The 13,263-nt window shown below is 69.1% G+C and carries 13 protein-coding genes; 6 read left to right on the top strand and 7 right to left on the bottom strand.

Annotated elements, in window-relative coordinates; genetic code table 11:
• Positions 1-13 precede the first annotated feature (13 nt).
• On the bottom strand, positions 14-2,215 hold the full coding sequence (locus tag ACLQ2O_RS05300) for a DEAD/DEAH box helicase (RefSeq protein ID WP_425827756.1): 2,202 nt from the start codon (positions 2,213-2,215) through the stop codon (positions 14-16).
• Between the two features lie 23 nt (positions 2,216-2,238).
• A complete protein-coding gene (locus ACLQ2O_RS05295; protein ID WP_425827754.1) occupies positions 2,239-2,946 on the bottom strand; it encodes a hypothetical protein in 708 nt (235 codons plus the stop codon).
• A gap of 76 nt (positions 2,947-3,022) precedes the next feature.
• On the opposite strand from ACLQ2O_RS05295, the gene ACLQ2O_RS05290 reads away from it, so the two are divergent.
• The 3 genes from ACLQ2O_RS05290 (at position 3,023) to ACLQ2O_RS05280 (ending at position 5,119) form a co-directional block, all read left to right on the top strand.
• Positions 3,023-3,904, top strand: a complete 882-nt coding sequence (locus ACLQ2O_RS05290; RefSeq protein ID WP_425827752.1) for an alpha/beta fold hydrolase — start codon at positions 3,023-3,025, stop codon at positions 3,902-3,904.
• Between the two features lie 125 nt (positions 3,905-4,029).
• Positions 4,030-4,401, top strand: a complete 372-nt coding sequence (locus ACLQ2O_RS05285; protein WP_425827750.1) for an FKBP-type peptidyl-prolyl cis-trans isomerase — start codon at positions 4,030-4,032, stop codon at positions 4,399-4,401.
• A 106-nt stretch (positions 4,402-4,507) separates the two neighbouring features.
• A complete protein-coding gene (locus ACLQ2O_RS05280; RefSeq protein ID WP_425827748.1) occupies positions 4,508-5,119 on the top strand; it encodes a hypothetical protein in 612 nt (203 codons plus the stop codon).
• On the opposite strand, the gene ACLQ2O_RS05275 is transcribed toward ACLQ2O_RS05280, so the two are convergent.
• Genes ACLQ2O_RS05275 through ACLQ2O_RS05265 form a run of 3 tightly spaced genes read right to left on the bottom strand, consistent with a single transcriptional unit; the run spans position 5,120 to position 8,163 of the window.
• Complete coding sequence (locus tag ACLQ2O_RS05275; RefSeq protein ID WP_425827746.1) at positions 5,120-6,025, bottom strand: ABC transporter ATP-binding protein; 906 nt, start codon at positions 6,023-6,025, stop codon at positions 5,120-5,122.
• A 3-nt stretch (positions 6,026-6,028) separates the two neighbouring features.
• Entirely contained in the window at positions 6,029-7,090 is a 1,062-nt protein-coding gene (locus ACLQ2O_RS05270) for a FecCD family ABC transporter permease (protein ID WP_425827744.1), read from the bottom strand.
• The gene (locus ACLQ2O_RS05265; RefSeq protein WP_425827742.1) at positions 7,090-8,163 is read right to left on the bottom strand and encodes a FecCD family ABC transporter permease; all 1,074 of its coding nucleotides are present in this window, start codon (positions 8,161-8,163) and stop codon (positions 7,090-7,092) included. The genes ACLQ2O_RS05270 and ACLQ2O_RS05265 overlap by 1 nt, the downstream gene beginning before the upstream one ends.
• 121 nt (positions 8,164-8,284) lie before the next feature.
• Here ACLQ2O_RS05265 and ACLQ2O_RS05260 point away from each other — a divergent pair, with 121 nt between their 5' ends.
• On the top strand, positions 8,285-9,112 hold the full coding sequence (locus ACLQ2O_RS05260) for a siderophore-interacting protein (protein ID WP_425827740.1): 828 nt from the start codon (positions 8,285-8,287) through the stop codon (positions 9,110-9,112).
• Positions 9,113-9,229: 117 nt separating this feature from the next.
• Here the strand turns inward: ACLQ2O_RS05260 and ACLQ2O_RS05255 are convergent, their stop codons facing one another.
• On the bottom strand, positions 9,230-10,447 hold the full coding sequence (locus tag ACLQ2O_RS05255) for an alginate lyase family protein (protein WP_425827738.1): 1,218 nt from the start codon (positions 10,445-10,447) through the stop codon (positions 9,230-9,232).
• Positions 10,448-10,627: 180 nt separating this feature from the next.
• On the opposite strand from ACLQ2O_RS05255, the gene ACLQ2O_RS05250 reads away from it, so the two are divergent.
• The gene (locus ACLQ2O_RS05250; protein WP_425827736.1) at positions 10,628-11,746 is read left to right on the top strand and encodes a glycoside hydrolase family 88 protein; all 1,119 of its coding nucleotides are present in this window, start codon (positions 10,628-10,630) and stop codon (positions 11,744-11,746) included.
• A gap of 113 nt (positions 11,747-11,859) precedes the next feature.
• Here ACLQ2O_RS05250 and ACLQ2O_RS05245 read toward each other — a convergent pair whose 3' ends face one another.
• On the bottom strand, positions 11,860-12,450 hold the full coding sequence (locus ACLQ2O_RS05245; protein ID WP_425827734.1) for a TetR/AcrR family transcriptional regulator: 591 nt from the start codon (positions 12,448-12,450) through the stop codon (positions 11,860-11,862).
• 100 nt (positions 12,451-12,550) lie between these two features.
• Here ACLQ2O_RS05245 and ACLQ2O_RS05240 point away from each other — a divergent pair, with 100 nt between their 5' ends.
• Positions 12,551-13,255, top strand: coding sequence for an SDR family oxidoreductase (locus tag ACLQ2O_RS05240; protein WP_425827732.1), 705 nt, complete (start codon positions 12,551-12,553; stop codon positions 13,253-13,255).
• Positions 13,256-13,263: the final 8 nt, after the last annotated feature.

Here is a 13,263-nt window from a genome sequence, read left to right as displayed (position 1 = left end):
CGTTTCGGCGTTTCTACAGCTTGTCCTGGACGGGTGAGGGTTGCGGGGTGATGCCCAGGCGGTGTTGTTCGGCTTGGACTACTCGGTCCTGGAGGGGGCGGGACTCGTCGGTGAGGTGGTTGAGGGTGTCCACGGCTCGGGGGTCCAGGTTCTTGGCGTCGCTCTTGCGGGCGTACTCGTCGAAGAGGAGGCGTTTGTTGTCCTGGACCTCTCGGATGCGTTCGTCGACGCTGTCCTTGGCGAGGAGGCGGTGGACCTGGACGGTGCGGATCTGGCCCATGCGGTGGGCTCGGGCGATGGCCTGGTCCTCGGTGCTGGGTTTCCACTGGGGTTCGGTGAGGATGACGACCGAGGCGGCCTGGACGTTGAGGCCTACGCCGCCGGCCTCGATCTGGCTGAGGAGTACGGCGTGGCCGGGGGTGGTGGTGAAGACGTCGATGAGGCGTTGGCGTTCGGCGGGAGGGACGGCGCCACGGATCGAGCCGGCGGTAGGGGTGATGTCCGACTGGATGCGGTCCAGGACGTTGAGGAAGAAGGAGAAGATGATGACCTTGCGGTGGTCCTCGCGGGCTTCTTCGACGATTTCGGCGATGCGTTCCAGCTTGGCGGAGGTGGCGAGCTCGAAGGCGGCTTGGCGTATGCGCATCAGGTTGCCGGAGCGGACGGCGGCGACGTAGGTCCTCTGGTCGGCGGGCGACAGCAGGACCCAGTCGTCGATCTCGATCTTCTCGGGCAGCTCGGTGAGCACGTCCTCCTGGTTGCGGCGCAGGTAGACCGGAGCGACCGCGCGGCGGAACTGCTTGGCCCCGGCCACGGCATCCGTTGCCTTGAGCCCCTTCGCGGTCGCGGGCTGGAGGTAGCGGACCAACGTCCGGAACTCCTCGACCCGGTTCTCCATCGGCGTACCGGTCAGGAAGACCACGCGCTGGGCGGTATCGACGGCTGTCACGACGACCTTCGACCTGCGGGCCTTGGGGTTCTTGACGTAGTGCGCCTCGTCGACGATCAGTAGCGCGACCTCGCTGCCCACCACGGTCTCGAGGCTGCCCAGAGTCCCGAAGGTGGTCACCGCGACACCGCCGTCACGCAACCACCGCTGGGCGACTCCGTCGCGCCCCGCGCCGTGCAGGTTGTGTGCCTGCAACCGCGTGTGCTTGGCGATCTCGTTCAGCCAGTTCATCTGCACACTCGCCGGACACACCACGAGAAACCGCTGCTGCCCACGCGCCGCCAGATGCGCCGCGGCAGCCAAGGCCTGGATCGTCTTGCCGAGCCCCATCTCGTCGCCGAGGATCGACCGCTCCTGGTGGATCAGGTACTGCGCCCCGAACACCTGGTACCCGCGCAGCGTCGACTTGATCAGTGACGTGTCCAGCGGCACCGCCGTGATCCGCTGCCGCAGCTCCTCCGGGATGAACCCCTGCGCGGCCTCGCCCTCGACCTCGACCTCACCGACCGTCGACAGGATCGCGTTGTACGACGCCGCATCACCGGCGTACTCGCTCCACAAGTCGCCCTCGGCAACGACCTCGGAGTGCCGGGCCAGTTCCCCTTCCAGCCAAGCGGTCCGGGGATTCTCGTCGATCACCTGAAGCCGGCTCAACGCGTCCAGCGCCGCCTGCTTCCGCGCCCGCCCGGTCAGCCACAACCGCAGCCGCCCGCGCGCCGGCGCCGCAGCGTCGAGCAGCGCCTTCGCCGTACCGGCCATCTCCCGAGCAGGCCCGAGCAGCTCGGCCGCCGCGGCATCAGCACGCCGTACGGCGGCCAACGTCGCCAACAGCTCCCCCTGCTGCCCATCAGCACGGTCAGGCTCGAACCGGAACCGCGAGGACCCGGAAACATCCGAAACCACGGTCCGCACCGCGGCGCTGATCCTGGACGCCGTCTTCGGCCCGATCCCCGGCAGCGCGACGAGCTCCTCGTCGGACACTCCGACCAGCCGCCCGATCGTCGCGTACCGAGCCTCCTCCAGTACGCCGACGAACCGCGCCCCCACCACCTCCTGCAGCGACGACACCGGCAGTCCGTCCAACTCGCTCTGGACCTGCCGCCGGGTCAGCGACCGCAGCTGCTCCCGCGCCTGCTCCCGCAGCACCGCCGGCCGCTCGACCAGCTCCTCCGCCCGAGCCTGCAGCGCCGAGACGCGCCCGATCAGCCGCCGCGCGGGCTTCCCGACGCTCGACCGCACCCGATCGACGTCCGGCGACTCGCTCACGACCCCAGTCTCACTGCCGGGCGTCAGTAGTGCCAGTAATACCGGGCGTCGGCGTTCCAGTTGACCGGGACCGTGGTGCGATTCGTGAAGGCCATGCCCAGGCCGCGGGCGAGCTCGAGTGAGCGGGAGAGCTGGAGCGCGTACGGGTGGTTGTTGTCGTCCCACCACTGCTCGACCTGGGTGATGCAGGTCTGGCCCGTGAACGAGGGGTTCGAGCAGGCGTGCGGCGGGAGCCACTTCTGGACGTGGCGGAAGTTCACGGTCGTCGAGCCGTTCGGCGGCTTGATCGTGCCGGTCGCGTCGAGGCAGTAGCCGTCAGCGGGGATCGTCCACTTCACGTAGTGCTGGCGACCACCCGCCGAGGGGATCGGCTTCATGTCGGTGCACGTTGCGGTCCCGACCGATTCCGAGGTGACCCGCTGGATCTGGGTCAGGGGACGCCCGGCACCGTCGTTGTAGCCGTCGAGCAGGACCCAGTCGTCGGACTTGACGAAGCGTTCGGCGGACTTCGGTGGCCACGCTTTCGGGTCGCCCCAGGAGATGTCGGCCGAAACAACGCTCAGTGGCGTCCACGACCACTGCCCGGCCGCCGTACCGCCGGCCCAGTACTGACCGGCCGAGCGCTCGAACATCAGCGAGTACTGTCCGTAGTTCTCGGCAGCGGCCTGCGCGGTCGGAGCGCCGGACACGAGCACGAGCGCCGTGAGCAGGACGAAGATTTTCTTCCGCATGACCACTGACAGTAGTGCTGTTCAGGATCACCCCGACGGCGCTAGGGTCCAGGAAAGTCCGATCTGAGGAGCTGAGATGCCGGATCCCGTCAGTCACACACTCGACGTCCCCGGGGCCGTCCTGACGTACGACGTCCGCGGCGACCTCGCCGGCACCGAGCGCGCGCGGCCGGTGCTGCTGCTGATCGGTTCGCCGATGGGCGCGAGCGGGTTCCCGACGCTGGCGTCGTACTTCGAGGACCGGACCGTGGTCACCTACGACCCGCGCGGCGTCGAGCGGAGCACCCGCACGGACGGCGGCGGCGAGCTGTCCGCGGACGACCACGCGGGAGATCTCGTGGCGCTGATCGAGACGCTCGACGCGGGCCCGGTCGACGTGTTCGCGAGCAGCGGTGGCGCGGTCAACGCGCTCGCCCTGGTCGCGCGGCGGCCTGACCTCGTACGCCGGGTGGTCGCGCACGAGCCGCCGCTGGCCGGGCTGATCGCCGACTCCGAGTACGCGCTGGCCGCGACCGAGGACATCTACCGGACCTACCAGCGCGAGGGCATGGGCAAGGCGATGGCGAAGTTCATCGCGATCACCAGCTTCGAGGGCGAGTTCACCGAGGAGTACCTGCGGCAGCCGGCGCCGGACCCGGCGATGTTCGGCCTGCCGAGCGAGGACGACGGCAACCGCGACGACTCCCTGCTCGGGCAGAACCTGCGCGGCTGTACGTCGTACCAGCCGGACGTGGACGCGCTCGGCAAGGCGACCGACCAGCTGGTGATCGCCGTCGGTGAGGAGTCGGGCACGCAACTGGCGCGCCGCGGCGGCGAGGCGATCGCGGGGAAGCTCGGGCTGACGCCGGTGGTCTTCCCGTCGAACCACGGCGGCTTCCTCGGCGACGAGTACGGCGGGGGCATGGCGGGGCAGCCCGAGGCCTTCGCCGGCACGCTCCGCGAGGTGTTGGACGCCTGAGGCGGATCTGCACCACTCACCAACCACCCGCCGCCACGCCCGGCCAGGCGTGGCGACGGCTCCGAAAGTGGCTCAAGTCGGGGTTGCTGAGTGGTGCACGTTCACCGATCTGCTTAGCTGGTGACATGACTGACAAGCCTGAGATCGACTTTCCGGACGGCCCGCCGCCGGCGGATCTGGAGATCACCGACATCACCGAGGGCGACGGCGACGAGGCCAAGGCCGGTTCCCGCGTCAACGTGCACTACGTGGGCGTGGCCCACTCCACCGGCGAGGAGTTCGACGCGTCGTACAACCGGGGCGCGCCGCTGGCCTTCCAGCTCGGTGTCGGCCAGGTCATCCAGGGCTGGGACACCGGCGTCCAGGGCATGAAGGTGGGCGGCCGCCGCAAGCTGGTCATCCCGCCGCACCTGGGCTACGGCGACCGCGGCGCGGGCAACGCGATCAAGCCCGGCGAGACGCTGATCTTCGTGGTGGACCTGGTCAGCGTCAGCTGACCTCCGAACCAACAGCCCCCGGGTGCGTCACAATCGACGCACCCGGGGGCTTTCTGCGTAGTCCTACCGATTCGCCCAGCCGCCCGGAGAAGTTTCACTGGGAGGCATGACGACGATGGTTGCCACCTCTGTCCCGACGGCCCGGACCGCCGGGTGGGTCCGGTACGCCGCCCTGGCGGCCAAGGCGGCACTGTTCCTGTTGTTGCTGACGGCACTCGTCTGGCCGGACCTGAGCGGGATCAAGGGCAAGGCGTCGACCGCCCGGCTGATCGTCTACCCGATCGGCGCGATGATCCTGCCGCTGTGGTGGTGGGCCTACGGACGGACCAGATCCACGCTGCACAGGCGCTTTCCGTGGACCGCCGACCTGCTGATCACGCTGCCGTGGTTCGTCGACCTGGTCGGCAACCGGCTGAACCTCTTCGACGCCGTGGCGTGGTGGGACGACGCGATGCACTTCGTGCTGTGGGGGTCCCTGACGGCCGGTGTCCTGCTCGCGTTCGCGCCGCGGACGTTGTCGCGCGGGTTGACGGCGTTCGTTGCCCTAGGCTTCGGTGCGACGGCGGCGGTGGTGTGGGAGGTCGGCGAGTACTCCGCGTTCATCCGGCACTCCGCCGAGCTGCAGACGGCGTACACGGACACGCTCAGCGACCTGACACTGGGCACGTTGGGCGCTCTTCTGGCCGGCCTGATCGTGTTTCAGGCCCGGAGCAGCTGACTACCTGTCCGTCGGTCGGCAGATCCCGTTGGCCAGAGCACTGGCAGCCAAGGCTCTGGCCGCGGGATTCGTGTCCTGTACGACGGCCGCCGGCGTCTCCTGGCGGGTCGTGTGCCGGCCGATCGGCACCACCATCGGCGTACCGGCGACCGGGTCGGGCACGATCTTCACCGCCAGCCCGAAGACGTCCTGGACGATCTTCTCGGTGATCACCTCGCCCGGGTTGCCCTCGCAGACGATCGCGCCGTCCTTCATCGCGATCAGGTGGTCGGCGAAGCGGCAGGCCTGGTTCAGGTCGTGCAGGACCAGGACGATCGTGCGCTCCTCGGTCCGGTTCAGGTCGACGAGCAGGTCGAGCACCTCGAACTGGTGGGTCAGGTCGAGGAACGTGGTCGGCTCGTCGAGCAGCAGGATGCCGGTCTCCTGCGCCAGCGCCATCGCGATCCAGACCCGCTGGCGCTGCCCGCCGGACAGCTCGTCGATCGGCCGGTCGGCGATCTCCAGCACGTCGGTCGAGATCATCGCCGCGGCGACGGCCTCGTCGTCGGCCTTGGTCCACTGCCGGATCCAGCCCTGGTGCGGGTACCGCCCGCGGCCGACCAAGTCGGCGACCGTGATCCCCTCCGGCGCGGTCGGCGACTGCGGCAGCAGCCCGAGCTTGGTCGCGACCTCGCGGGTGGACACCTGCTGGATGCTCTTGCCGTCCAGCATCACCGTGCCTCTGGACGGCTTCAGCAGCCGGGCCAGCGTCTTCAGCAGCGTCGACTTGCCGCACGCGTTCGCCCCGACGATCACCGTGATCTTGCCGGTCGGGATCTTCACCGACAGGTCGTGGATGATCTCGCGCTGGTCGTAGCCGACCGCCAGGTCGCCGGCGGAAAGACTGTGCTCCACAGAGTTCTCCATCTCTCAGCCACCACTCCCGACCCGGTTCGACCGGGCGAGCAGGAACATCAGGTACGGCGCGCCGACCACGCCGGTGACCACACCGACCGGCAGCTGGGTGTCGCCGAAGGCGTGCTGCGCGATCAGGTCCGACAGCGCGACGACCAGGGCGCCGATCAGCGCCGACGTGATCATCGCCGGACCGGGTGAACGGGTCAGCCGGCGCGCGATCGGCGGCGCCACGAACGCGACGAACCCGATCGGCCCCGCCGCCGCCGTCGCGACCGCCGCCATCAGGACGGCGATCACGATCAGCCCGAGCCGCGAGCCCTCGACCCGCAGCCCCAGCCCGTACGCCGTCTCGTCGCCGAGCTGCAGGATCCGCAGCCGGTGCACCAGCACCACCGTGAACGGCGCGAGCACCACCAACGTGATCGCCATCATCCGCACGTGCGACCAGTCCCGGCCGTTCAGGCTGCCGGTCAGCCAGATCAGCGCCTGCTGGGCGATCTCGACCCGCGCCTTCGTCAGCAGGTACGACGTGACGCTGGTCGCGATCGCGCCGATGCCGATCCCGACCAGGATCAGCCGGTAGCTCGACACGCCCCGGCGCCAGGCCAGCACGTACATCGTGAACGCGGTCAGCAGCGCGCCGAGGATCGCCATCCCGGCCACGGCCGGCCCGGTGATCCCGAGCGTGATGATCGCGAACACCGCGAACGCGCTGGCGCCGTACGTGACGCCGATGATGTCCGGGCTGGCCAGCGGGTTGCGGGCGATGCTCTGGAAGATCGCGCCGGACATGCCAAGCGCGGCGCCGACCAGCAGCGCGGTCAGCGCCCGCGGCAGGCGCAGGCGGTTGACGATGAACTCGGTCGCCTTGTCGCCCTGGCCGAACAGCGTCTTCACCACGTCGACCACCGGGATCTTGAAGTCCCCGAGCGACAGCGAGACGCAGAACGCGGCGAAGACGAGAACGGCGACGACGATCGCGACGGCCAGGTTGCGGGCCTGACGGACGGTCCGGGCCCGGGTGATGATCTGGGCCGGCGTGAGGTCCGGCGTACGGTCGGTCAGTTGGGTCATCACAGGTCCGCCAGCTTCCGGCGGCGGACCAGGGCGATGAAGAACGGCGCGCCGATCACGGCGGTGACGATGCCGACCTGGAGCTCACCGGGCTGCGCGACGACGCGGCCGAGCACGTCCGAGCCGAGCAGCAGGATCGGGGCCAGGATCATCGAGTACGGCAGGATCCAGCGGTAGTCCGGGCCGGTGATCAGGCGGGCCACGTGCGGGATCGTCAGGCCGACGAAACCGATCGGTCCGGCCGCCGCGGTGGCCGCGCCGCACAGCAGGACGACGGTGACCGCGGTGAACAGGCGAGCCATCCCGACCCGCTGGCCGAGCGAGCGGGCCACGTCGTCACCGAGGGACAGCGCGTTCAGCAGGCGGCCGGAGACCAGGGCGAGCACGATGCCGATCAGGATGAACGGCGCGACCTGCCCGGCGATGTCCGAGCCGCGGCCGGCCAGCGAACCGACCGACCAGAACCGGAACTGGTCGAAGGTGTCCACGTCGCCGATCAGCAGCGCGGTGGTCAGCGAGCCGAGCATCGCGGTCAGGGCGGCGCCGGCCAGCGCGAGCTTGACCGGGGTCGCACCCTCACGGCCGAGCGAGCCGAGCGCGTAGACCGCGACGGAGGCCGCCGCGGCGCCGGCGAAGGCGAGCCAGACGTACGCCGTCAGGCTGGTCAGCCCGAACCAGTAGATGCCGCCGACAACGAAGAGGGCGGCACCGCCGTTCACGCCGAGGATGCCGGGGTCGGCCAGCGGGTTGCGGGTGACGCCCTGCATCAGCGCGCCAGACAGGCCGAGCGCGGCACCGACCAGCAAACCGATCAGTGTCCTCGGGATGCGGAGCGAGTGGACGATCACGTGGTCGGTGTTCGTCTCGTCGTAGTGGCGGAGGGCGTCGAGCACCGTGCCGAGCGGGATCTGCTTCGACCCGACGGCGATGCTGAGCAGGCAGACCACGAGCAGGAGCGCGACAGCCACCAGCAGCCCGGCGACCAGCGTGGTCCGGCGGACAGGGGGACGACGCTTCGCGGCGTCCGAACTGGGGGTGGCCGGCCTGGTTGCGGCGGCAGGCGGCGAGGTCATTGGACTTTTGGGATCCTCTTAGGTAAGGCTTACCTCTAGACGCCTCAGAATAGCCCGCGCGCCACCGGGACGCACCTGGGGACCCCTGCTTTGTCACTACTTTCCCTGCGGAGACCCTGCGATGACCACAGTGCTCGAGCGTCCCATCACGTTCGACTCCGTTCTCGTGACCGTGGCGGCGATCGAGGACCTGAGCCCGCACCTGCGCAAGGTGACGTTCGTCGCACCGCGGCTCGCGGACGTCGTACCGGCCGGGCCGGACCAGCGGATCAAGGTGCTGCTCACCCCGCCCGACGGCGGTGAGCTGCGGCTGCCGCAGGGACCGGAGTGGTACGCCGAGTGGTGCGCGATGCCGGCCGACGAGCGGTTCGTGATGCGGACGTACACGATCCGCGCGCTGCGCCCTTCGGTGGCGGAGCTCGACATCGAGTTCGTGCTGCACGGGATCAACGGACCGGCCTCGGCGTGGGTCGGCAACGCCTCGGTCGGTGACACGGTCGGCTTGATCGTCCCCTTCGAGGTCGACACCACGAGCACCCGCGGGCTGTTGCAGTCCGGCGTCGACTACGTGCCCCCGGCAACGAGCCTGCGCCGCGTCCTGGTCGCCGACGAGACCGCGCTCCCCGCACTGGCGTCGATCCTCGAGCAGCTCCCGGCGACGGTCCACGCGACGGTCTTCGTCCAGGTCCCCGACCTGCGCGACATCCGCCCGCTCCCGACCCCCGGCACCGCCGACATCACCTGGATCGCCCCGGTCGAGGGCGCACCGAAGTCGTTGCCTGAGGCCCTCAAAGCCGCCACGCTCCCGTACGACACCGACTACGCCTGGGTCGCCGGCGAGTCGAGCATGATCAAGACCGTCCGCCGACACCTGGTCGACACCGTCGGCCTCCCCAAGACCGCCATCTCCTTCCAGGGCTACTGGAAACGCGGCGAACCCCAGATCTGAGCCGTCCCCCCCGTAGCGTCCGAAGCATTCGCATGCGTCCGAAAGAGCGAGCGCTATAGCCTCGGGTTCTTCGGACGCAACGCGATTCTTCGGACGCTACGGGGATCGACGTACGGACTAGCTCGGGTTCTCCGCATGGGTGAGGGTCTCCCAGGCGACGAACAGGTTGTTCGAACCCGACGGGCGGCGGGACTCGGTCAGGGCCTGGGTGTTGGCCATGGCGACGCCGAGGCGGGTGTGGAGGCCGTTGTAGCCGACCTCGGTGATCGGGCCGAGGCCGCGCTGGACCGAGCCCTTGCAGAGCCAGGACGGGACCGGCTCGAGGTTGCGCTCCCACTTGGACTGGAAGCCGAGCGCCTGGCGCAGGCGCTCACCGAACTCGGGGTACAGGTTCACGCCCTGGATGTACGACGTCTCCATCACGTGCGAGATCGCCGAGATGCCGTACCCGGTGTGGACGAAGTCGCGGCAGGTCTCCTGGGTCAGGCCGGTGACGAACGTGCCCTGGCCCTGCCAGTAGCTGACGATCTTGTCGCGGGTGTCGAGATTCTGCGACGGCTTCGTCTTCGGCAGCGGGCCGTCGGACTCCAGGTAGACGAACGCGGGTGTACGGACCCGGAACAGCGAGATCGCCTTGTCGTACACGGCCTTGTCGTCCAGGAACACACCGATGCCCTGGATCGCCTCGGTCATGCTCAGCTCCCAGTTGCCGTTGGAGTTGGAGCCGTTGATGATCTCGGGCAGGTAGACGGTGCGCAGCATCGTGCCGAACCGGCCGGCGTTCGGCCAGTTGCCGTAGACGTGCTTGATGATCTCGGCCGCCTTCGGCCACGACGACGCGGCCCACGCGGTCTGCAGCGGCGCGTTGCTGTTGGTGTGGTCGCGGATCGTTGCCGACCAGGCGTCCATCAGCTGGATCGCCTTCTGCGCGTACCGGTCGTCGCGGGTGACGTACCAGACGAGCGCGTCGGTGTACGCCGCGATGGCGTCCTCACGCTCGTCGGTGCAGCCGTTGTTCGGGTTCGAGTACGAGCCGCACTCGACCACCGCGCGTGGTTTCGCGGTCCGGCTGAGCGAACCGTAGTTGCTGTTCTTCGCCTGGTTGAAGGCGTTCGTCCAGGGCTGGGCCCCGGCCTGCACCTTGGCGCGGACGAAGTCGAGTTGTGGCCTGCTCACCCCGACGCCGGGGTGGGTGAAGGTGCCGGGCGCCGGCACGGCGGACGGCTGGTTCGCGGGTACCGGCTCGGCCTTCGGGGCCGCGACGGCGGGACTGCTGAGCGTGCCTGCGACCAGCGCGGCGCACGCGGCGGCCAGCAGGATGGGCTTGCTTCGCATGGGCGGATGTCCTGTTCTCCGGGGGCGGGAGGACACTGCGATTCCCCCATTACCGCAGGGTCTTTTCGGAAGTTTGACGACACAGGGTGAACACGTCAATATCCAAGGACGAAGAAACTTCACTGTGGAACAAAACTCTGGTTTGTCCCACACCTCTGGAACGAAGTGAGGTCTTGTCCCATGAAAAGACGCCAGTTCCTCACCCTCGGAACCGTCGCTCTGGCCGCCCCGGCACTACCCTCCGTCACCAGCACCGCGTACGCCGCTCCGCCGTCCGACGTCGTCCCGTCGCGGGCGCAGATCATCGCCCTGGTCCGCCGGGTCGCCGACCAGTGGATCGCCGGCCACACCGACTCCGGTGACAACGGCTGGGCCCGCGCGACCTTCTTCAGCGGTCTGATGGCGGCGTACCGGCTCACCAACGAGAAGCGCTACCTCGACTACACCCGCAGCTGGGCCGAGAAGCACCGGTACGGGATCCGCGAGGGCGTGCAGACCCGGCACGCCGACAACCACAACGCGATCCAGGCCTACCTCGACCTGTACGACGTGGAGCCGTCGCCCGACAAGCTGACCGGCGCCACCGAGACGCTGCGGCGCATGGTGGCCGGCAGCAAGATCGACGACTGGTGGTGGGACGACGCGCTGCACATGGCGATGCCACCGTTCGCGCGGATCGGGCGGCTGCGCAACGACCCGGCGTACTGGTCGAAGCTCTACCAGCTGTACGGCGACACCAAGCGGCGCCGCGGCCTGTGGGTCTCGTCGAGCGGGCTGTGGTACCGCGACGACCGTTTCCTGCCGGGCAAGATCGTGTCACCGAACGGCAAGCCGGTGCTGTGGTCGCGCGGCAACGGATGGGTCGCCGCTGGGCACGTGAAAACCCTTAAGGCGTTGCCTTCCGGGCAGGGGAACGTTGCCGAGTACAAGAGCACGCTGACGCAGCTGGTGGGCGCGTTGCGGCCGATCCAGCGGGCCGACGGGTTCTGGAACGTGAACCTCGGCGACGCCGACCATCTGCCCGGGCCGGAGACGAGCGGGACGGCGTTCTTCTGCTACGCGACGGCGTACGCCGTGAAGAACGGATTGGTGCCTTCGGCAACTTACCGCGCGACGGCGGCGAAGGCGTGGAACGGGATGGTGGCCACGGCCGTGCACCCCGACGGGTTCCTCGGCTACGTGCAGAAGGTCGGCGACCGGCCGGAGTCGAGCCAGCCGATCACCTACGACTCGACGGCGGACTTCGGCGTCGGAGCCTTCCTGCTCGCCGGTGCCGAGCTGGCGACACTGACCAGCTGACACTCGGCGCCGCCGGCCTGCGGCCGGCGGCGCCGAGGAAAGAGGAGGGTCCCGGAAGCCAGGAAGCCAGGAAGCCCGGGAGTAGCGGGCGTGCGCGTTAGCGAGCGTGCGCGTCAGCGGGCGTGCGCGGCGAACTGTTCGTCGCGTACGCCGGCTGCCTGCAGCACGGTCGCGGCGAGGACGACGCCGACGTTCTGCAGCGGTTGCGCGCGGACGACCGCGCGCGCACCGGCGCCGTCGAAGACCATCGTGAGCTGGATGGCCAGGATGTCGGGGTCCTCGGCGTGGGTGCGGGACAGCTCGGCGCGGAAGAAGTCGGTCAGGGCCTGCTTGAAGTGCCGGGCCACGACGCTGCCGGGGTGCTCGGGGTTCTTCAGCTCGGTCGCGGTGGAGACGAACGGGCAGCCCTGGAAGTCGACGGCGGCGGCGATCTCGTCCTGGCGTTCGAAGACCGACAGGATCCGCTCCCGCGGGGAGCGCTCGTCGTCCGGGCTCGGCAGCAGCAGGGCGTTGTAGTACGGACCGCGGGCGGCCAGGCTCTCCGCGATCACCTCGTCCTTGGACCGGAACAGCTGGTACATCGACTTCTTCGAGACTCCCGCGGCCTTGCACAGTGCGTCCACGCCGATGTTGACGCCGTCGCTGTAGAACAGGTCGCTCGCGGCCTCGAGCAGCCGTTCACGCGATGTTGCCTGGCTCTTCATACGTCGAGCGTACCGCCCCGTTTTGGCGAACGAAACCGATCGGTGTATGTTCGATGTAAACCGATCAGTTTCTAAGCATGAACGAACTCCGGAGCACCTCATGACTTCACTGCAAGGCGCCGTCGTCCTCGTCACCGGCGGCAACCGCGGCATCGGCAAGGCCGTCGTCGACGACCTGCTCGGCCGCGGCGCGGCCAAGGTCTACGCGACCTCCCGCAAGCCCGAGCCGAGCACCGACCCGCGCGTCGTGACGCTCCCGCTCGAGATCACCGACCAGGCCTCGATCGACGCGCTGGTCAAGGCCGCGCCGGACGTGACCGTGCTGGTCAACAACGCCGGCATCGACGTCACCGGCAACTCCTACCTGGGCAGCCCGATCGAGGACATCCGCCTGCTCATGGAGGTCAACTTCTTCGGCCCGCTGCAGCTGACCCGCGCGTTCGTGCCGGTGATCGAGCGCAACGGCGGCGGCCAGATCCTGAACATGCTGTCCGCCCTGTCCTGGGTCGCCTACCACGGCGCGTACGCCGCCACGAAGTCCGCCTTCTGGTCGCAGTCCAACGCCCTGCGGCTCGAACTGCTCGACAAGAACATCGGCGTCACCGCCCTGCACATGGGCTACGTCGACACCGACATGACCACCACCGTCACGGCCCCCAAGGAGAACCCGGTCGACATCGCGAAGGCCGCCCTGGACGGCGTCGAGAGCGGCGCCCACGAGGTGCTCGCCGACGACACCGCCCGCTTCGCCAAGGGCGCTCCGTCCGCCGAGATCGAGGACGTCTACGAGGCGCTCAAGGCCTAGGTCTTCAA

The organism is Kribbella sp. DT2 (genome assembly GCF_049844575.1).
In the GTDB taxonomy this organism is placed as follows: domain Bacteria; phylum Actinomycetota; class Actinomycetes; order Propionibacteriales; family Kribbellaceae; genus Kribbella.
This window is presented reverse-complemented; position numbering and strand designations above follow the sequence as displayed.